This is a genomic window from Collimonas arenae (genome assembly GCF_001584165.1).
GTDB classification, from domain to species: Bacteria; Pseudomonadota; Gammaproteobacteria; order Burkholderiales; family Burkholderiaceae_D; genus Collimonas; species Collimonas arenae.
Genome location: NZ_CP013233.1, coordinates 552,910 through 572,549, shown reverse-complemented (window position 1 = coordinate 572,549; position 19,640 = coordinate 552,910). Strand labels below are relative to the sequence as shown.

The 19,640-nt window shown below is 59.8% G+C and carries 20 protein-coding genes; 13 read left to right on the top strand and 7 right to left on the bottom strand.

Annotation, left to right across the window (positions count from 1 at the left end):
* Positions 1 to 49 precede the first annotated feature (49 nt).
* Genes CAter10_RS02715 through CAter10_RS02705 form a run of 3 tightly spaced genes read right to left on the bottom strand, consistent with a single transcriptional unit; the run spans position 50 to position 2,659 of the window.
* The gene (locus tag CAter10_RS02715; protein ID WP_061532185.1) at positions 50 to 937 is read right to left on the bottom strand and encodes a sugar phosphate isomerase/epimerase family protein; all 888 of its coding nucleotides are present in this window, start codon (positions 935 to 937) and stop codon (positions 50 to 52) included.
* On the bottom strand, positions 934 to 1,782 hold the full coding sequence (locus tag CAter10_RS02710; RefSeq protein WP_061532184.1) for a shikimate dehydrogenase family protein: 849 nt from the start codon (positions 1,780 to 1,782) through the stop codon (positions 934 to 936). Before CAter10_RS02710 ends, CAter10_RS02715 begins: the two co-directional genes overlap by 4 nt.
* Positions 1,775 to 2,659, bottom strand: a complete 885-nt coding sequence (locus CAter10_RS02705; protein ID WP_061532183.1) for a 4-hydroxyphenylpyruvate dioxygenase — start codon at positions 2,657 to 2,659, stop codon at positions 1,775 to 1,777. Before CAter10_RS02705 ends, CAter10_RS02710 begins: the two co-directional genes overlap by 8 nt.
* 130 nt (positions 2,660 to 2,789) lie before the next feature.
* Here CAter10_RS02705 and CAter10_RS02700 point away from each other — a divergent pair, with 130 nt between their 5' ends.
* Positions 2,790 to 3,572: an IclR family transcriptional regulator domain-containing protein gene (locus tag CAter10_RS02700; protein ID WP_061532182.1), complete on the top strand. Its 783-nt coding sequence runs from the start codon at positions 2,790 to 2,792 to the stop codon at positions 3,570 to 3,572.
* A gap of 58 nt (positions 3,573 to 3,630) precedes the next feature.
* Here CAter10_RS02700 and CAter10_RS02695 read toward each other — a convergent pair whose 3' ends face one another.
* Positions 3,631 to 4,467 (bottom strand): IclR family transcriptional regulator domain-containing protein, encoded by an 837-nt coding sequence (locus CAter10_RS02695; RefSeq protein ID WP_082797769.1) that lies wholly within the window; start codon positions 4,465 to 4,467, stop codon positions 3,631 to 3,633.
* 253 nt (positions 4,468 to 4,720) lie between these two features.
* On the opposite strand from CAter10_RS02695, the gene pcaH reads away from it, so the two are divergent.
* From pcaH to CAter10_RS02660, 7 genes are all read left to right on the top strand, one after another.
* A complete protein-coding gene (gene pcaH / locus CAter10_RS02690) occupies positions 4,721 to 5,413 on the top strand; it encodes a protocatechuate 3,4-dioxygenase subunit beta (protein WP_061532181.1) in 693 nt (230 codons plus the stop codon).
* A 37-nt stretch (positions 5,414 to 5,450) separates the two neighbouring features.
* A complete protein-coding gene (locus CAter10_RS02685; RefSeq protein WP_061532180.1) occupies positions 5,451 to 5,969 on the top strand; it encodes a peptidase associated/transthyretin-like domain-containing protein in 519 nt (172 codons plus the stop codon).
* A 47-nt stretch (positions 5,970 to 6,016) separates the two neighbouring features.
* A complete protein-coding gene (locus CAter10_RS02680; RefSeq protein ID WP_061532179.1) occupies positions 6,017 to 7,408 on the top strand; it encodes a lyase family protein in 1,392 nt (463 codons plus the stop codon).
* A gap of 55 nt (positions 7,409 to 7,463) precedes the next feature.
* Positions 7,464 to 8,726, top strand: coding sequence for a bifunctional 4-carboxymuconolactone decarboxylase/3-oxoadipate enol-lactonase PcaCD (gene pcaCD / locus CAter10_RS02675; protein WP_061532178.1), 1,263 nt, complete (start codon positions 7,464 to 7,466; stop codon positions 8,724 to 8,726).
* 157 nt (positions 8,727 to 8,883) lie between these two features.
* Positions 8,884 to 9,324, top strand: coding sequence for a CzcE family metal-binding protein (locus CAter10_RS02670; RefSeq protein ID WP_082797768.1), 441 nt, complete (start codon positions 8,884 to 8,886; stop codon positions 9,322 to 9,324).
* A 154-nt stretch (positions 9,325 to 9,478) separates the two neighbouring features.
* The gene (locus CAter10_RS02665) at positions 9,479 to 11,782 is read left to right on the top strand and encodes an FdhF/YdeP family oxidoreductase (protein ID WP_061532177.1); all 2,304 of its coding nucleotides are present in this window, start codon (positions 9,479 to 9,481) and stop codon (positions 11,780 to 11,782) included.
* A gap of 13 nt (positions 11,783 to 11,795) precedes the next feature.
* The gene (locus CAter10_RS02660) at positions 11,796 to 12,089 is read left to right on the top strand and encodes a helix-turn-helix domain-containing protein (protein ID WP_197467178.1); all 294 of its coding nucleotides are present in this window, start codon (positions 11,796 to 11,798) and stop codon (positions 12,087 to 12,089) included.
* Between the two features lie 27 nt (positions 12,090 to 12,116).
* Here the strand turns inward: CAter10_RS02660 and CAter10_RS02655 are convergent, their stop codons facing one another.
* Positions 12,117 to 13,592: an aminotransferase-like domain-containing protein gene (locus CAter10_RS02655; RefSeq protein ID WP_061532176.1), complete on the bottom strand. Its 1,476-nt coding sequence runs from the start codon at positions 13,590 to 13,592 to the stop codon at positions 12,117 to 12,119.
* Between the two features lie 188 nt (positions 13,593 to 13,780).
* Between CAter10_RS02655 and CAter10_RS02650 the strand changes: the two genes are divergently transcribed.
* The 3 genes from CAter10_RS02650 (at position 13,781) to CAter10_RS02640 (ending at position 16,700) form a co-directional block, all read left to right on the top strand.
* Positions 13,781 to 14,050 carry a MoaD/ThiS family protein gene (locus CAter10_RS02650; protein WP_061532175.1) on the top strand — a complete coding sequence of 90 codons (270 nt, stop codon included), beginning with the start codon at positions 13,781 to 13,783 and terminating at the stop codon, positions 14,048 to 14,050.
* 2 nt (positions 14,051 to 14,052) lie between these two features.
* Complete coding sequence (locus tag CAter10_RS02645) at positions 14,053 to 15,141, top strand: WD40/YVTN/BNR-like repeat-containing protein (protein ID WP_061532174.1); 1,089 nt, start codon at positions 14,053 to 14,055, stop codon at positions 15,139 to 15,141.
* Between the two features lie 281 nt (positions 15,142 to 15,422).
* Positions 15,423 to 16,700 (top strand): dicarboxylate/amino acid:cation symporter, encoded by a 1,278-nt coding sequence (locus CAter10_RS02640; protein ID WP_061532173.1) that lies wholly within the window; start codon positions 15,423 to 15,425, stop codon positions 16,698 to 16,700.
* A gap of 49 nt (positions 16,701 to 16,749) precedes the next feature.
* Here the strand turns inward: CAter10_RS02640 and CAter10_RS23040 are convergent, their stop codons facing one another.
* Together CAter10_RS23040 and CAter10_RS23035 are read right to left on the bottom strand one after the other, a co-directional pair.
* Positions 16,750 to 16,995, bottom strand: a complete 246-nt coding sequence (locus tag CAter10_RS23040; RefSeq protein WP_205630282.1) for a cupin domain-containing protein — start codon at positions 16,993 to 16,995, stop codon at positions 16,750 to 16,752.
* Positions 16,983 to 17,252, bottom strand: a complete 270-nt coding sequence (locus CAter10_RS23035; protein WP_197467176.1) for a cupin domain-containing protein — start codon at positions 17,250 to 17,252, stop codon at positions 16,983 to 16,985. The genes CAter10_RS23040 and CAter10_RS23035 overlap by 13 nt, the downstream gene beginning before the upstream one ends.
* Before the next feature lie 354 nt (positions 17,253 to 17,606).
* On the opposite strand from CAter10_RS23035, the gene CAter10_RS02630 reads away from it, so the two are divergent.
* The gene (locus CAter10_RS02630) at positions 17,607 to 18,611 is read left to right on the top strand and encodes a MurR/RpiR family transcriptional regulator (RefSeq protein WP_061532172.1); all 1,005 of its coding nucleotides are present in this window, start codon (positions 17,607 to 17,609) and stop codon (positions 18,609 to 18,611) included.
* A 1-nt stretch (position 18,612) separates the two neighbouring features.
* Entirely contained in the window at positions 18,613 to 19,602 is a 990-nt protein-coding gene (locus CAter10_RS02625) for an isoaspartyl peptidase/L-asparaginase family protein (RefSeq protein ID WP_061532171.1), read from the top strand.
* Positions 19,603 to 19,640 lie beyond the last annotated feature (38 nt).

The window sequence follows — 19,640 nt, the reverse complement described above, 5'->3', positions numbered from 1 at the left end:
CGCTGCATTTTTTTTGTTATTGGCAGCTGCTTTCATGAATGTCTGGCGTCTATGCCATTGTCGGATGCCCCGCCGTCGGTTGACGCACCTGCAAGCTGCGCCTCAGGACCTGATCGGTGACCCATTTGGCGGCGCGGTGCGCGCGGCGCGCGACGATGTCCGGCGACAGTTGCAGGTAATCGTCATTGAATACTTCGAAACTGTAATCGCCGCGATAGCCGCCTCGATCCAGGCGCCGCAGCAATTCGGACAATTCCTTCGAGTGCGCGCCTTCACCTGGAAACACACGCAGATGGCGCGCCGTTTCCAGCCGTTCTTCGGCACTGCGGATATCGCGCCACATGAAATCGGACAGCTGCACCATTGCGATCTTGTGGCTTGGGATGTCTTCCAAACCATCCAGATCAGCTTGGTTAGCGAGCATGTGGAAGGAGTCGATCACCACCCCCAGGTTGGCGTGGTCGGCCATTTCCACCGCCTCCCACGACTGCGTATATTGATTGACGTGACGGCCCCAGGACAACGCTTCGTAACCGACGCGCACGCCAAGCGGCACCGCCAGGGTCGCCAGTTTGGCGAGGTGCTGCGCGATCACCGGCATGTCGCCGCTGGCGTGGCTGGATGTGCTTGAACAGACCATCAGCAACGGCGCGCCGACGGCCTTGCACACCTGCAGCATGTTCTTGGCAATGTCGAGCTTGTATTCGTGCAAGGCGCCGGACAAACCTTCGAAGTCGCGCATGACCTGAATGCCGGTTACGCGTATCCCACTCGCTTTGACCAGGCGCACAGCCTGCTCCAGACCGCCGGGATGACCTGCCAAATCCTTGGCCCACAACATGATCTGCGAAAATCCGGCAGCCTTGGAAGCACTCAGCTTCGACTCCAGTGGCCCGGCCAGGGTAATGCTGTCCATGCCAAAGTTGCTCAGGTTCATATCGCCTCCAGCGCACGGAATGCATCCGACGACACACCGGGCCAACCGAACAGTTCGAGATATAAGGGCGCCTGCTCGATCATCATTTCACGGCCCTTCTGGATACGGCAGCCTTGCCGCTGCGCTTCCACCAGCAAGCGGGTCATTTCGATTTTCATGCCGCAGTCGGCAACGATGCAGGACGACTTGATACCGTTCAAGTCAAACGGCAGCGGATCGTCCTCTGCCATACCGAGCGGGGTCGAGTTGACCACCAGATCGTAGCCTTCGGCGCTTGGCGTGCCGATGCTCACTTCCGTTGTCGAAAAAGTTTTTTGCAGGCGCTGACGCAATGCTTCAGCCTGCTCGATGCGCGTGTCGTAAATCGCCACATGGCCGATGCCGCGCGCCGCCAACGCTGCCGCCACTGCGCAACCGACGCCGCCGCTGCCGACCACCAAAGCTCTGGCGTGCGGCCAATCGAAGCGCGTGCCGGCGCAGGTGCGATCGAATGCACGGATGAATCCTTCGCCGTCGATCAGATCGCCGATCAAGGTATGTCCATCCGCGCCTTTGTAAATCGCGTTGCAGGCGCCGGCCAGCACTGCGCGGGAAGTCGGCTGGTCGACAGCTTCAACGCTCATCGGCTTGTGCGGAATCGACACTAGGATGCCGCCCACGTTTTCTGCCGCCATCAAGAGGCGCACCGCCGCAATGTAGGAAGCCGGGGCGATCTTCAACGGCACGACGCGGGCGTCGATATCGTGACGTTTGAAGTAGGCGTTGAACAATGCCGGCGCCTTGACTTGCTCGACCGGCCAACCGATGACAGGAAAAATGCGCGTAGTGCCGGAAATCTCAAGCATGTTGGCTCCCCTGACGGCTGACCACCAACTCGAAACTGATGCCGCTCTTGTACAACTGCGTCAATGCACCCTTTTCACTGGCTTGCGCCGGTTCACGGTCGATGAAGACGATGCCGCGCTGCTTCAGTTGCCGTACCGCTTCCAACACATCGGGCGCCCCCAGGCCGACCCGGATCAATTGTTCGTCCCATTGCAGACCTGCGGCGCCCTCCGGCGGCTCTACCAGTTGCAGGTAAAAACGATGACAAGGGCTTTCCAGCAGTACCCCTTTTGGCAACACGCCAAAATAACGGCCTTGCGGCAACGGCCGAAAATCCATCAGTTGCTGATAAAAATCGATCCACTCCGGCGAGCGGTCACGGCCTATGGTTTGCACCACACCGAAAAAGTGCAGGCCGGCTAATGCAGGTGGATTCACCGGAGCGTTCAAGATCGGCTTGAAGTCGACGTCGTAGATCGAGAAATCGCGGAAGCGATCGACAAAGTACAGGATCGAATCGCCGACTCCGTGTACGCCGGGAATATTCAGTTCCATCACGCCGGCGCGAGTCTGAATGCCCCAGGCGCCCATCTCGATTGCATGGCGATACGCTGCGTCAGCATCGCGCACCCGCAACGCGATGGCGCTGATGACGGTTGCTTGCGGGTCGATGTCGGATTGCGGCAAGGACGATGGATCGGCATTGACGATCACATTCATCGTGCCCTGGCGGTACAAGGTCACTTCGCGTGAGCGATGGCGGGCGGTGGCGACAAATCCCATCTGTTCAAGCAAGGCGCCAAGCGCCAGCGGCTGCGCGGTTGCATATTCGACAAATTCGATGCCGTCGATGCCGAGCGGATTGTTCGGTTCCGGGTTGTGTTCTTGCACAGTCATGCTGGTCCTTGGCTAATGAGTCAGGGCAAGTATAGGAACGCGATACGGAGAAAAATAGGGTGAAAAACCTGTCATACTGCGTTAATCGCGCAAATGGCGCGATTAACGCGCATTTTTGAGATTATTTGCGATGAAAAAGCCTGAATTGCACGAAGTGGAAGTGGCCAAACGCGATCTGATCGATGGCTTGATCAAAGGCATCGATGTCATCACCGCGTTCAATGACGATACCGTGCGCCTTACCGCCAGCGAACTGGCGGAAAAGGTCGCGCTCAGCCGCAGCGCGGCACGCCGTTACTTATTGACGCTGGTGCATATCGGCCTGGCGGCGACTGACGGCCGCAGCTTCTGGCTGACGCCCAAGGTGCTCAATCTGGGGCGTTCGTATCTGGATTCGGCGCGGCTGCCGCGTGCGATCGTGCCATTCCTGCAACGGCTGACCCTGCAACTGCACGAATCCACCAATTACTCGGTACTGGAAGGCCATGACGTGGTCTATGTCAGCCGCGTCAATGCGCCGCAGCAGTTGACCACCGGCTTCGAGCCCGGCACACGCTTGCCGGCCTACACTTCGACCGCCGGCCGAGTGTTGCTGTCGGCGTTGCCGGACGATGAGTTGCGGGCCTATCTGGATGGAGTCGAGCTGATCGCCTACACGCACCTGACCGTGGTCGACAAGGAGCAACTATTTCGCGAACTGGTGGCGATCCGCGAGGATGGTTTTAGCATCACCGAAAACCAGTATGAAATCGGCTTCCGCGGCATTTCAGTGCCGATCAAGAGCCGGCGCGGCGCACTGATCGGCGCCTTGAGCGTATCGATGATGACATCGAGCTGCTCCAAAGCCGAAGCGGCTGCGCGCTGCGTACCCGCGTTGCAGGCCACCGCCAATACCCTGATGCTGTGGGTGTAATCGGCGCAACATCTGACGCAACATCTGTCGCGGCATCTGAACAACAAACCACAGAAAACTACAGCAACGCAGTCAGTTCAACCTGCGCTTTCAGCAGCGCCGGCAGGCAGCGCTCGACGATATCTTCGACTGGTATCCGCGCGGCATGCACGCTGACGTTCATCGCGGCGACCGTGAGTCCTCGAAAGTTCTTGAGCGGCACGGCAATCGTCCGCAGGCCCAGTTCAAGCTCCTGATCCACCACCGCATAGCCTTGAGCTCGGGTCCGCGCAATTTCCAGCAGTAGCCGTTCTTTGCTAACGATGGTGTGCTCGGTGATCGGCTCCAGCGACAATCGCGCCAGGATCTCCTCAACCTGCTGCGGTGGCAAGCTGGCCAGCAACACGCGACCGTTGGCGGTGCAAAACGCCGGCACCCGGGTTCCCGGCTGCAGCGTCGTCGACACCAGGCGGCCAGCACTGACGGCGGCCACGCAAACCAGGTCATCGTGATCCAGTACGCCAGCCGATGCGGCCTCTTCCAGCGAGTACGCCAGGCGATAAAGCATGGGTTGAACAATGCGCGGCAAACGCGCCGAATGGAGATAAGACTGTCCCAGTCGCAATACTTTTGGCGTCAGCGAAAACACTTTCTGTTCATGCCGGACATATCCCAGATGGGTCAATGTAATCAGATAACGCCTGGCCGCCGCACGCGTGAGATTGGCGCGCTGCGCGACCTCGCTGATCGTCAGCCGCGAGCGCTCCTGGTCGAAGGCTTCAATAACCTGCAAGCCCTTTTCCAGGCCCGCGACCAGATCGCGCTTCAACGGCTCCTCTCCCGCGGTCCCGGAAACAGCGGGCGCAGCCGGTTCCACGCCTGGCTTTACATGTTGATTTTTTGAGTTTTCAGACATTACATCCCTCTTTGGGCGCATATCGCACAATATGGGCGATATGCGAATACTACAGCACAAAATCGTCTTGTTAGCCAAATTGGCGAGACCTATCATGCAATCGCTTCATCAAAACCAGCTCGCTTGCGCGACATTCGCACAACTCTCATTGAACGGCGGAAAACAGATTTTTCCTCGTTAATGCCAGACGATAAAAGACGAAACAACAAGTTAGGTAATGCAACGCACCACCCAACCGATAAGGAACACTGACGTGAGATTCGATTCCGTAGAAACCGGCGTCTACCCCACCCTGGTTTATCCACCGTATGCTTCCACCGCCAAACGCGGTCCGACTCAGGCACCGCTGCGAATACGCGCCGCCGAGCCGGTGCAGACCAACATTGCGGTATCACGCAACCTGATCCTGCCGCACGATACCGACCTGACCAGCCACGGCCAGGGTGAGCCGCTCGGCGAAAAGATCGTCATCACCGGGCGCGTCCTCGATGAAGACGGCAAGCCAGTGCGCAACTCGCTGCTCGAAGTCTGGCAGTGCAATTCCGCCGGCCGCTATTGGCACAAGCGCGACCAGCATGATGCACCGCTCGATCCGAACTTCTACGGCTTCGGCAAGATGCTGACCGACGACGAGGGCCGCTACCGTTTTGTCACGATCAAACCTGGCCCTTATCCCTGGGGCAACCACCACAAGGCATGGCGTCCGGCACATATCCATTTTTCGCTGTTCGGCAACGTCTACGCACAACGCCTGGTTACGCAAATGTATTTCCCAAGCGATCCACTGTTCGATTACGACCCGATCTTTCAAAGCATCCCTGATCTGGCTGCGCGGCAACGGCTGATCGCCCGCTTCAGCCTGGAACAAACAGTCGACGACAAAATGCTGGGATACGAGTTCGATATTGTGTTGCGCGGCCGCGATGCCACACCAATGGGTCTTTAAACAGACCTCAAGAACGGACCTTTAAAACGGAGAAAAAATGGCTTCCAACATCACCACTTCACAGACCATCGGCCCATTCCCGCATGAAGCCTGGCGCTGGGGCGTCGACGCCAGCAACGCGCTGATCAGCGGCGCGCCGACCGTCACCATCAGCGGCGTGATCCGCGACGGCAACGGTGCGCCGATCAGCGATGGCTGGATTGAGGCCTGGTTGCCTGATGCAGTCGCCGCTGAATCCGCACAGGCGATACCCGGTTTTCGGCGCATCCCCAGCAACGACGACGGCGCCTTCTGCATCGAAGTATCGTTGCCGACGCCAGCCACCGCCGGCAAGCCGGTGCTGTTTGCAACCATCTTTGCACGTGGCCTGGTCAAACACCAGTTCACTGCCGTCTTCCTGGAAGATGACAGCGGCTTGGCACAATCCGAGATTCTCGCCCAAGTCCTTGCTGATCGGCGTGCCACGCTGATTGCACGGAAGCTGGGCGATGCGCAATACCATTGGGATATCTGGATGCAGAGCGACAAGGAAACCGTATTTTTCGATTACGTTTAAACGCATCCACAAACCGCATCTATCGTCATTAACCGAACGGAGCACCAGTGAGCGTTTCCCTATTTGACAGTTTTCTCACCACCCCGGACATGATCGCGGTATTCGACGACAGCGCCGTGGTGCAAGCAATGTTCCGTTTCGAGGAAACGCTAGCAGGTGCCCAAGCGGCCGAAGGCATCATCCCCGAAACTGCAGCCAAAGCCATCGCCGGCGTCTGCAACGCCCAGCTATACGACATTCCGGCGCTCGTCCATGCCGGCCGCCGGGCCGGCAGCCTGGCGATTCCGCTGGTGAAAGAGTTGACCAAGACTGTGGCGCTGTACAACCAGGAATCGGCAACCCATGTGCACTGGGGCAGCACCAGTCAGGATGTTCTCGACACCGCGATGGTGCTGGTCACCCGCCATGCACTTGGCCTGATCGATACCGGCCTGCAGACGCTGATTGAGAGTTTGCTGGATCTGGCAGAACAGCATCTGGCAACGCCGATACTGGCGCGCACGCTGATGCAACCGGCGCAGGTGACCAGCTTCGGTTTCAAGCTGGCTGGCTGGGCGGCGCCGCTTGTACGCGCCCGCCTGCAGTTGCGCGAAACTGCACAACGCGCACTGCAATTGCAGCTCGGTGGCGCAGTCGGTACGCTGGCAGTGATGGGAGACAAAGGTGGCGCTGTCGCACATCGTATGGCAGACGCGCTGGGACTGGCAGTCGCCGACGCCGCCTGGCACACCCAGCGCGACGAATGGGTACGGCTCGGCCTGGAAGTGGCGGTTCTGGTCGGTAGCCTTGGCAAGATCGCGACCGATCTCAGCCTAATGGCGCAAGGCGAAATCGCCGAGCTGGCAGAGCCGTCCGGCAACGGCCGCGGCGGCTCGTCGGCCATGCCGCACAAACGCAATCCCGTGTCGGCCATGATCGCGCTGGCCGCCGCCGCGCGCACGCCGCAACACGCAGCAGCGCTGCTGGCCGTGATGGGCCAGCAACATGAGCGCGGCCTAGGTAACTGGCAAGCCGAATTGGCAGAATGGCCGGGGCTGTTTCTTAGCGCGCATGGTGCACTGACTGCATTGGCTGAAGCCGTGGCGGGACTACATGTCGATACTGCGCGGATGCGCCGCAATATCGATGCTCTGCAAGGATTGGTGTTTGCAGAAGCCGTATCGATCCACCTGGCCGGCGCAATTGGCCGGCCGCAGGCGCACGCCTTGATAGAGCAATTGACCCAACAGGCCGTCGCCAGCGGCAAGCAACTGGCAGAAATCGTTACCGATGCGGTAAAAGCTGATACCTGCCTGCGCGAAAAAATCGACACCGCGCAATTGCTGGTGCTGTTTGATGCGGTCGCTGCGACGACGCCGGCAGAGACGCTTGCGCGCCGCCAGTTACAGACCTTGCGCGCCATGATGAAGACAATGCAACCACCGACAGCACTGGCGTGAAGCCGCGGCAAGGTATTCGCCGCCACAACCATAGACATGAATAGGTGAACAAATAATGAGCTACGATCCAATTGACCATGACTTCGAACGCGGCATGCAGAACCGTCGCCGCATACTTGGCGACGACTGGGTTAACCGCTCGGTTGCCAACGCCACCAGCTTCAACGCGGAGTTCCAGAATCTGATTTCTCGATTCGCATGGAATGAAATCTGGGGGCGTCCAGGACTCGATGCCAAAACCCGCCGCGTGATTGTGCTCGCGACGACCATCGCGCTCGGCCGCTGGGAAGAATTCGAATTGCATGTGCGCGCCGCATTGCTGGGCGATACAGAGACCCGCCTCACGCCGGACGAAATGAAAGAGGTGCTGATGCAGTCGGCCATCTATGCGGGCGTACCGGCGGCCAACACTGCTTTCACGCACGCACAGAAAATCCTGCGCGAAATCGGCGAGCAGATCGGCTACACGCTGGCGCCGTCAACGCCTGCGGCTTGCCCCCATCCCGGCATCGGCAAGGAAGCCGCCAGCCGCAGCAAGCCGGCGCTCCATTACAGCGTGCGCGCGCCCCGCAACGGCAAGACGCCGCGCCATACCATTGTGCTCAGCCACGCATTGGGTTGCGATCTGACGATGTGGGACGAACTGGCCAACCGGCTCGCCGCCGACTGCCGCGTGATCGCCTATGATCATCGAGGCCATGGCGCCTCCGATGCGCCGCCAGGCTTGTACAGTATTGCCGAGATGGCTGATGATGCTGCCGCGCTGTTGCGCGAACTAGATTCCGGCCCGGTGGTGTGGATCGGCTTGTCGATGGGCGGCATGGTGGGCCAGGAACTGGCGTTGCGCCATCCATCCCTGGTAGCGGCACTGGCGATCGCCAACACCACGTCCGGATATCCGGCAGCCGCGCGCGATGCCTGGCAACAGCGCATCGAAACCGTGCGCGCGCATGGTATCGAGACGATTGCCGATGCCGTCATGGGGCGCTACTTCCATGATCGTTTCCGTACTGAACACAGCGCCACAGTGGCGCGCTTCCGGCAGCGCCTGACCAGCACCGTTGCGGATGGCTATATCGGCTGCTGCCATGCGGTCGGCACGGTGGATACCATCGCGCGCCTGCCGCAAATTGCCGCGCCGACACTGGTGATTGCCGGCGAACTGGATCAGGGCACGCCGTTGGCCATGTCGCAAACGCTGGCCGAGCAGATTCCACAGGCACACCTGGTCGTGCTGAAAGACGCTTCGCACCTGAGCGCCACGGAACAACCGCAAGCGTTTGCCGATGCCGTTCAGGAATTCTTGCAGGCCTTGTAACGCCCCGCAGTCGGCCCATCCGGCCTGCCGTAGCGATGGCGGCGAGCCTGTTCCGCCAGGAGGCTCGCTGAACAAAACATCATGCGCCGCACTCTAATGAGGTGTGGCCGATGTGCGCATATTGCCCTCTCGCCATATATCAGTGCAGGAGGGAACCATGAACATCAAATTGCTTGTCCCGAACGTCCTCGCCGTCATGCTTTGCAGCGCCTGCTCGCTGCCTCCCCGGCCGGATCTGTGGGGCGATCCGGCACCGGTGATGGCAGCCACTCGTACCATCGTGATTGCCCCCGACACCACGTATGTCAACGTTACCGGTGGGGAAATCGTGAAATTCGTGGTGGGCGACAAATCATTCGCCTGGAATTTCGACGGTGAGGAATACATCGAGCACTTCGACCTGAGCCAAACAGCACCGCCCGGCGTGCTTGACCACGCAGTGACCGCCTATGTCAGCGCCAATCCGCTGTACTCGGGGGGAGGCGACGGCGGTCGGCACGGCGGAGGCCATGGGGGTGACTTTACGAGCGGGGCCACGGCGGCGGCCGCAAATGACAAATCCGGCATCACGGTTCGGCAACATGCCGGAAACACATAAGTAAGAACGACAACAAGCACAGAACATACATAAATTGTAACTGTGCTCTAAAACTACCATAACGACTGTACATGCTGCTGCAACTGGCGGCCAATTAGACTTCCACGGACTCCGCGCAGTTTGCGCGAGATGCGTCACTGCCCGGGAATGAAAATTGAGCGACCAGAAAATTGAGCAATACAACCACCCGGCCGGCGGCTGGGGCGCGCTGAAGTATGTGGCTTTGCACCTGCTGAAGGAAAAAGTGCCGGGTGGCGGCCTGCGTACGCTGCTGGCGCAAAACCAGCCAGATGGCTTCGACTGTCCAGGCTGCGCCTGGCCGGATCGCGATCACGCCTCGACTTTCGAGTTCTGCGAAAACGGCGTCAAGGCAGTCGCTGCGGAAGCCACCTCCAAGCGCGTCACTGCGGCATTCTTTGCACAACACAGCGTCAGCACACTGCTACAGCAATCGGATTACGAATTGGAAGAACACGGCCGCCTGACCGAGCCGATGGTATATAACGCCGAGAGCGACAAATACCAACCGATTTCCTGGCAGGATGCGTTTTCCCTGATGGCTACGCATCTGAACACGCTCGACGATCCGAACCAGGCCTCGTTCTATACCTCAGGCCGCACCAGCAACGAAGCGGCATTTCTCTACCAGTTGTTCGTGCGCGAATACGGCACCAACAATTTCCCCGATTGCTCCAACATGTGCCATGAGCCGACCAGCGTCGGCTTGCCGGAAACGGTGGGTGTCGGCAAAGGCACGGTGACACTGGACGATTTCGACCTGGCCGACACCTTGCTGATCTTCGGCCAGAATCCGGCTACCAATCATCCGCGCATGATGGGTGAGCTGCGCGAATGCGCCAAACGCGGCGCCACCATCGTCTCCATCAACCCGTTGCGCGAGCGCGGCCTGGAGCGCTTCTCCAGCCCGCAGCATCCGTCGGACATGTTGTCGCGCGCCGGCACCACGATCAGCAGCATGTTCATCCGCCCTACTCTGTGCGGCGACCTGGCGCTGGTGAAGGGCGTCATCAAGCGTGTGCTGGAGCTGGACGATCTGGCGCTACGGGACGGCACTGATCGCGTCATCGATGTCCAGTTCATTGCCAAGCACACCGCCTATTTCGACGAATTCGCCGCCGACATCCGCGCCGAAAACTGGGACGACATCGTTACCGAATCCGGCGTCAGCCGCGACGATATCGAGCGCCTGACGCAAGTGTACGTGCGCGGCAAGAACGTCATCGCCACTTGGGGCATGGGCCTGACCCAACACAAGCACGGCGTCGACACGATTCAGATGGTATCCAACCTGATGCTCTTGCGCGGCAACATCGGCCGCCCTGGCGCCGGCCTGTGTCCGGTGCGCGGCCACTCCAACGTGCAGGGCGACCGCACCGTCGGCATTGACGAAAAACCGACAGCCGCCTTCCTCGACCGCATCGAACAAGTCTACGGCTTCAAGCCGCCGCGCGAGCATGGGCTCGATGTGATAGGCACCATCGAAGCGATGTTGCAGGGACAGGTCAAGGTATTCATCGGACTCGGCGGCAATTTTGCGATGGCCACACCCGATACGCCGCGCACCTGGCAGGCGCTGCAATCCTGTGCGCTGACCGTGCACATCACCACCAAGCTCAACCGCAGTCACCTGATCCACGGCAAGGATGCGTTGATCCTGCCGACCATCGGCCGTACTGAAATCGACATGCAGGAAAGCGGCCCGCAAGGCGTGACGGTCGAGGATTCGATGAGCATGGTGCACGTGTCGTACGGCATCAACAAGCCTGTCGCCAAAACCTGTCTCTCGGAAATCGATATCGTTGCGCGTCTGGCGCATGCAACGCTGCCGCACAGCCGTATCGACTGGCTGGAATATGTGAAGAATTACGCGCTGATCCGAGACGATATCGAAAAAGTGTACGACGCCTTCAAAGGTTACAACGCACGCATCCAGCAACCCGGCGGCTTCCACCTCGGCGTCGCCTCACGCAACCGGATCTGGAAAACCGCCAGCGGCCGCGCCCAATTCAAAGTGTTGCAGATTCCCAAGGACACACCGATCCACCAGGCGCGTCGCAAATACGGCCCTGAGTTGATGACGCTGATGACGACGCGCTCGCACGATCAGTACAACACCACCATCTATGGGATGGACGACCGCTATCGCGGCGTGTTCGGCCAGCGCCGCGTGGTATTTGCCAATCTGCTGGATATCCAGATGCTGGGCTTTGCGCCGGGCGACTGGGTTGACCTGATCGGCGTTTGGGACGACGGCATCGAACGCCGCGCCGACCGTTTCCTGCTGGTTGAATTCGACATCCCGCGTGGTTGCATCAGCAGCTACTATCCGGAAACCAACCCACTGGTGCCGCTCAACAGCTTTGCCGACAAGGCTCGCACACCGACTTCAAAGTCGATTCCCGTGCTGCTGCGTCGCTCGGCGGCGCTCGAAGCCTGAACCCGCATTGAACATGGAACGGGAAATCGATGATGCAGTGTTGACGATTCTGGCCGCACTGCATGCCGAAGCCACCGGCGATCGGACCGGCCGCAACGAGCCCGGCTTGTCGCTGGCAAAACTCAGCAAACGGGTTGAACTGCGCATGAGCACCTTGCGGCGACAGCTCAGTGCGCTGGAGGATGCAGAAATTGTGAGCGTGATCGTCAACGACGATGGCACCGGCCGAGTCACCCTGACGCCGCTAGGAATGGCGATTTTCGATGCATTGGACGAGAGCCGGACAACTGCGACAGAAAGCACCTGATCGATCGCCGTGAGGCTCTCCGGCCCACTACTCCAGCATTGTCGCCAGCATCTCAGCCAGGCGGCGTATCGCTCGCTCAATTTCCGGCGTCCAGCTATAGCTGTAATTCATGCGGATGAAACTGCGATATGCATCTGAAGTCGAGAACAGCCGCCCCGGCGCAATCGTGATGCCTTCCGCCAGCGCCTGCCGGTACAAGGCCATCGAATCGATCTTCGCCGGCAATTCTATCCACAGCACGTAACCTCCGGCCGGCCGCGTGATGCGTGTGCCGGCCGGGAAGAAACGGCCGACAAAAGCGCTCATGATGTCACAACGCTGCAACAATGTGCTACGCACCCGGCGCAGGTGGCGATCATAGCCGCCGGCAGTCAGATAGGCGGCAATCGCACGTTGCGGCAGCGTGGAGGTGCTGAGCGTGTTGAGAAATTTCAGTTTTTCGACCTGCTCCCGATAACGTCCCGGCAAGGTCCAGCCGATACGATAGGCTGAGGTCAGGCTCTTGGAAAATGACGAGCAGTACAGCACCATGCCGCGCTTGTCATAGGCCTTCAGCACGCTCGGATGGGCGGTGCCGAAATACAGCTCATTGTAGACGCCGTTTTCGATGATCGGCATGTCGTAGCGCGCACCCAGCTCAACCAGTTGCCGCTTGTTTTCCTCAGGCATTTCGAAGCCCAGCGGATTCTGGAAATTCGGCATCACCATGCAGGCAGCAATCGGCTGCGTCTGCATGATGGCTTTCAAGGCCCCAATATCCATTCCCAGGCGCGGATCGGTCGGTATTTCGATGGCGCGCATACCGAGCCGTTCGATCGCATGCAGCATCGCATAGAAGGTCGGCGATTCCACCGCAATCGTATCGCCAGCCTTGGCCACCGCCTGCAGGCACAGATTGATGGCTTCGGTAGCGCCAACGGTGATCACCACATCGCCGGGATCGATGCTCAACCCTGTTTCCAGATGGCGTCTGACGATCTGCCGGATCAGATCCGGATGGCCCGGCGGCAAATCGTCCAGCACCCCAAGCGGGCCGCCGCTGCGCAGGATGGCGCCGTTATATTGACTGATGCGACGCGCCGGAAACAAGGCCGGATCAGGGTACGGTGAGCCGAGCGGAATCGCGTCGTTCTGATGTATCGATTTAAGCGTCGCCAAGACGTGTCGGCTGACATCCACTTCCGCCGACACCGGTAGCGGCTCCGACCGCCCTGGTTCCGCCGGAGAATCCTGCTCGGATAACAACGTCCGCGCCACAGCGACGCCGGCCCGCCCAAACTGCGGCCGCACAAAATAACCCGACTGCGGATGGCTTTCGATGACCCCGCTACTCTCCAACAACTCATAGGCACGCACCACAGTCGTGATGCTCATTCCATGTTGCTGGCTGGCCTGCCGTACCGAACTGACACGGTCGCCAGGTCGCAATACGCCGCTGCGCACGGAAGCAGTCACCTGCTCGGCCAGGCGTTGGTATAGCGGTTGGCGGCGGGAGGTTTTCAAGCGGGGCGCTCGCAGGGATCGATGACGCCCAATTATAATGACAATCCTCCTCTCAAAAAAAACAAACGGGACTGGAAAACCTGCATTTCTTGCCATCCTGACAGCACGGCAAAAATGTCGTTTCAATCTATACTGAAGCCTTGTGACCGCGGTATTGACGCGGCCCGGCCAACAATTCCGGAGACGCCATGGCGACTCTCATTTTTACCCGGCAACTGGCGCGTTTTACCGATGTGCCGGAGATTCAGACCGATGCGACCACGCTGCGTGCCGGGCTGGAGACTGCGTTCTCAGTCAATCCGCGCCTGCGCAGTTATTTACTCGATGACCAGGGTAGCCTGCGCCCGAATGTCGCGATTTTCATTGATGGTCATACGGTACGTGACCGTGTCCATCTCGACGTCCCGCTTGGGGTCGGCAGTACAGTTCACGTTCTACAAGCACTTTCTGGAGGTTGATCATGAGCGACCGCGCCTGGATTGCCACTCGCAAGGGATTATTCGAACTGGTTCGCCGCGCAGGAAAATGGGACTTCGCGGCCACCGCATTTCTCGGCGAGCCGGTCACGATGGTGCTGCCGGATCCCCGCGACGGCGCGATCTACGCAGCGCTCAGTCTCGGACACTTCGGCGCAAAACTGCATCGCCGCGATGCCGGCTCCGAGCAATGGACGGAAATTACCGCTCCCAGCTATCCAATCAAGCAGGCAGACAGTGCGGACCCGGTTGACTGGACGCTCAGGTTCATCTGGTCGCTGGCGTGCGGCGGCGCCGACGAGCCTGGGGTACTCTGGGCGGGAACCCTGCCGGGCGGCTTGTTCCGCTCGCCTGACCGCGGCGCTTCATGGGCCTTGGTAGAGTCCTTGTGGGATGCGCCCGAGCGCAGCGAATGGTTCGGCGGCGGCTACGACGTGCCGGGGTTGCACAGTATTTGCGTCGATCCGCGCGACAGCCGTCATGTTCTGGTCGGCGTCTCTTGCGGCGGCGCTTGGGTCACGCATGATGGCGGCGCCAGCTGGTCACCCAGCGCCAAGGGCATGCGCGCCACCTACATGCCGCCGGAGCGGGCCGACGACCAGCGGATCCAGGATCCGCATCGGATCGTGCGGGCCAACGGTTCGCCGGATAAATTGTGGTGCCAGCATCACAATGGCATCTGGCGCTCGGCCAATGACGGCGTCGACTGGCAGGAAATCAACGAGGTGCCGTTGTCGAATTTCGGTTTCGCAGTGGCGGTTCATCCGAACGATGGCGACACCGCGTGGTTCGTGCCCGCCGTGGCAGATCAGCGCCGCATTCCGGTGGACGCCGCCCTTGCGGTCACTCGCACCGTTGACGGCGGCAGATCGTTCAGCGTGCTGCGCAACGGCCTGCCCCAGCAGCATTGCTATGACCTGATATATCGGCACGGCCTGGCGGTTGCAGATGATGGCCGCACGCTGCTGATGGCGTCGACCACCGGTGGCGCCTGGCTGTCCGACAATGGTGGCGATACCTGGCAGACACTAAGCGGCAACCTGCCGCCGGCTTACGCAGTCTGCTTCGGTTAAGAGCAGCGCGCATATTTCTGTTAGATCATTGTCCTCGTCTCTGCGCCCCGTCATTCTCGCGAACGCCGAGATGACAGCGTTTTAGAGCTTGCCTTAACACACAAAATTATCAATAGAGCATCGAAGCATATAGATAGAGCCAAAATGTATTGGACGCGGCCAGGCGATTTCCACGATACTCGCGGGTCGTTTCCAAAAGGCCTATTTGCGGCCTTGTCCGCAGCCGGCTTTTCTTTCGCTGCGGTAACATACGCGCATCCCGATATTCCATTGATTACCCTATGAACATTTTTTCCTTGTGGTTCCGTATCCCCTTTTGGCAACGCGTGTTGGGCGGTTTCGTACTCGGCGCCCTGGCGGGCTGGCTGGTCGGCGCACCGGCCGAAACCTGGTTTGGCCCGCTCGGCAAGCTGTACGTTACGCTGATCAAGATGATCGCCGTACCGCTGGTGTTCTTTGCGGTCACCAACAGCATTTCCAGCCTGCATGGCATGAAGAGTGTTGCGGCGCTGGGCGGCAAAACCTTCCTCTGGTTTGCCATCACCGCCGTGCTGGCGGTTGGCGTCGGCCTGGCAGTCGCCAGTTTCACCAATCCCGGCCAGAATCTCGGCCAACTGGCTATCGCCGCCGATTACACCGTACGCGAAGTGCCGACGCCGATCCAGGTGCTGCTGGACGTGGTGCCGTCGAATCCGTTCAAGGCATTATCCGAAGGCAAGATCCTGCAGGTAATTTTCTTCGCTGGTCTGCTTGGCATGGCGCTGGTAAAACTGGGCGACAAGGTCAAGCAAGTGCGTGAACTGATGGGCGAAGCCAGCAGCGCGATGATCCAGATTACCCGCTTCGTGCTGGAAATGACACCGCTCGGCACCTTCGGCCTGATCGCCGCTCTGGTCGGTTCTTACGGTTTTGAACGCCTGCTGCCGCTGGGGAATTTCGTGTTTACCTTGTACTTGGCTTGCGCGCTGCATATCGTGGTGGTGTACGGCGGCTTGCTGCTGACGCATCGCCTGAATCCGATCCGCTTTTTCCGCGGCGCTTTCCCGGCGATGCAGGTGGCGTTTACCAGCTCATCGAGCTTTGCATCGATGCCGATCGCATTGCGCAGCGTGGTGCATAACCTCGGCGTCAAACAGGAATACGCGGCGTTCGCAGTGCCGCTAGGCGCCAGCATCAAGATGGACGGCTGCGGCGCGATCTACCCGGCAATCGCTTCGATTTTCGTGGCGCAGTATTTTGGCCTGCACCTGGACATGTCGCAATACTTCATCATCATGCTGGCCTCGGTGCTCGGCTCATTCGGCACCGCCGGCGTGCCCGGCACGGCGATCGTGATGGTGACGCTGGTGCTGAGTTCGGCCGGCCTGCCGCTGGAAGGCATCGGCTATCTGGTCGCGATCGACCGCATCCTCGACATGATGCGCACCATGACCAACGTCACCGGCCAGATGCTGGTGCCGGTGCTGGTGGCCAAAGAGGAAGGCTTACTCGACCTGGACATCTACAATGCGGCCAATAGCGATGTCGGCCTGGATCAGAACGGTAGCGCGGCTGTCTGACCCGCAGCCGATGAGGTAGGGTGAGCACGATGTGCCACCCTACGCTTCGTTAAGGTTCACCATCCCAATAATCCAGATCATTCGATCTGCGCTGCACCACATCGAAAACCCGTTCGCCGCCAGCAGAGGCGGTCGCCAGGAATTTTCCGGAATCTGGATATTCGCACACCTCCGGTTGCTCCCGGGTGCTGATCGACAGGTACTTCAACGGCTTCTCCGACGTATTCAATATCTGATGCGGATACTCCGGTCCCGGTGGAATGAAGATCACGTCCCCCGCCGTCAGCGGCAACATTTCCCCGCGACTCGCAACGTCCCATCGCCTTCCAGGATGACAAACATTTCCTCCTGCGCGTAATGGAAATGATAGGGACAGGTTATTTTTCCGGGCGCGACAATATCGATGCTGGCGCCCAGCTTGCTGGCTGCCGTGCCGGGCGCTAGACGAGCGCTGAGCGCGTCGTACAGAGGCTCGCGCAGGTCGTGCTTGGTGGGTACAGTGTTGAAATTCCGAATCAGGCGTTGCCTTAACTCTTCAGCTTTTCCGCTCATTCTTCTCTCCGTAAATTGCCCTACAGGAACGCACTAGCATACATGGCTATGCCAACAACCACACCCCGATTTTCTTCTTCCTGCCGTGGTGCTGCTCCCCAATCGCGAGGGGTCGCAACGCACAATAAAGCGTAGCAGCTCGACATCACGATTGCCGTAACCCCTGTTATTCCCGCCTTCTTACACGCACCATTTGCGGACAAACCATCTACAAGAATGGTGCGCAGCCGCATTTCCGCAACATCTTCGCACCAGCAAAGTACACGCCAAAAAAAGAAAATTAATTTCCTTTACTTGCGACAAAAATGAAAATATATTTACACAAATTATAAAAATCAAACTGAGGGACAGACGGTGCAACACTCCGCAATAACAACATGGCAACGTGAAAGCGCCGTCGCTGCCGGCATCGGCAAGGTGTATCCCGAGTTATCCAAAGCGCATCGCAAGGCTGCCGATTATGTGCTGGCCAATGTATTCCGTGCCGCCACCATGACCATCGATGAACTGGCAGACGCCGTCGGCGTATCGCTAGCGACGGCCAATCGCTTTGCCCACGCCCTCGGCTTCGATGGCTATCCGGCGTTCCGGGCGGCGCTGGTGCAAGGTTTCGCGTCTTCGCTGGCGCCGGTCGAAAAATTGCGCGACCAAGTGCAGCGTCCCGCCACCAGCGCCGAAATCATCGCCGCCGCCCTGACTGCCGATATCCAGAACCTGGAAGCTACCTGTCGCGCACTGTCGCCAGCCCAATGCGACCAGGCGGTCAACATGATCCTCAACGCCGAGCGCATCTACATCCTCGGCTTCGGCGCCAGCGGCCATCTGGCTGGCATCATGGCGCACGCGCTAGAACCGTATTGCCGCACCGTGATGTCTGTGGCAGGCCCTGGCGGTCCATCGCAGGCCGGACGTCAATTCTTCAAGATCGACCAGCGCGACCTGGTCATTGCGCTGGCGTTTCCGCGCTATGTCACCGATACGCTGACGTTGACCACACGCGCCAAGGAACGCCAGGCGCAAGTGCTGGCAATCACCGATGCGCCGACATCGCCATTGGTGCCGCTGGCCGACATCACGTTATACGCACAGACCGAACGACAGTTGTCGCCCACCTCGGATGCCGCCGCGCTGGCGCTGATCCAGGCGGTATGCGACGCCGTGGCGCATCGCGCCAATCGCTCAGTGCATGCAGCATCGCAAATGACTGAATTCGTTTTGCCCTGGCTGCATTATCCGGACGGCAAAAACAAATCCAATGCGCGTCCTGCCAGAGCGGCAGCCAAGGCTGTCGGCGTCAAGAAGGCAACCGGCGTGGCAACCACAGCGACAATCACCAAATCCGTATCGAAAGCGAAATAAAGTGAGTACACCAAACAGCATCGCCACCATCGCCATCCACGGCGGCGCCGGCACCATCCTGCGTAGCGCCATGAATAGCGAACAGGAAAAGGCCTATCACGCGGCACTGACAGACATTCTCAGCACCGCCCAGGCGATCCTGGCTGGCGGCGGCAGCGCGCTCGACGCCGTCTCCAGCGCAGTCAGCATGCTGGAAGACTGCCCGCTGTTCAACGCCGGCAAAGGCGCGGTCTACACACACGCCGGCACGCACGAACTGGATGCGGCGATCATGGATGGCGCAACACTGGCTGCTGGCGCCGTTGCCAACGTGGCGCACGTGCGCAACCCGATACGGGCGGCGCGTGCTGTCATGGAACATAGCGAACACATCCTGCTGGTCGGCGCCGGCGCTGAAAGCTTCGTCGCCGAACATGGCGTGGCATTGGTAGAGCCGGAATACTTTCATACCGAAGCGCGCCACGCGCAATGGCTGCGCGCTCAGGAAAAAGGCGGCATGCTACTGCTCGATCATGACGCTGCCAGCCAGGCCGCAGCAAAGACAGCGGCAGAAATTGCACCAATCGATCCCGATAACAAATTCGGCACCGTTGGCGCCGTTGCGCTCGATATGCACGGCAACCTGGCGGCCGCCACCTCGACCGGCGGCATCACCAACAAGCGTGTCGGCCGCGTCGGCGATTCGCCGCTGATCGGCGCCGGCTGCTATGCCAACAACCGCACTGCTGCCATTTCCACCACCGGCACCGGCGAAGCATTCATGCGCACTGTTGCCGCCTACGATATTTCGGCACGCATGGAATATGCCGGTGCATCGTTGCAGGACGCAGCCGATCAAGTGGTCATGGAACTGCTGCCGCGTTACAACGGACGCGGCGGCCTGATCGCCATCGATGCCCAGGGCAACGTCACGCTGCCGTTCAATACCGAAGGCATGTATCGCGGTTACGCCAAGGTTGGCGCAGCTCCGGTGACGGCAATTTACAAGTAACAAGCACAGATGATGCGCGAAACGACACAGCCGCAGAA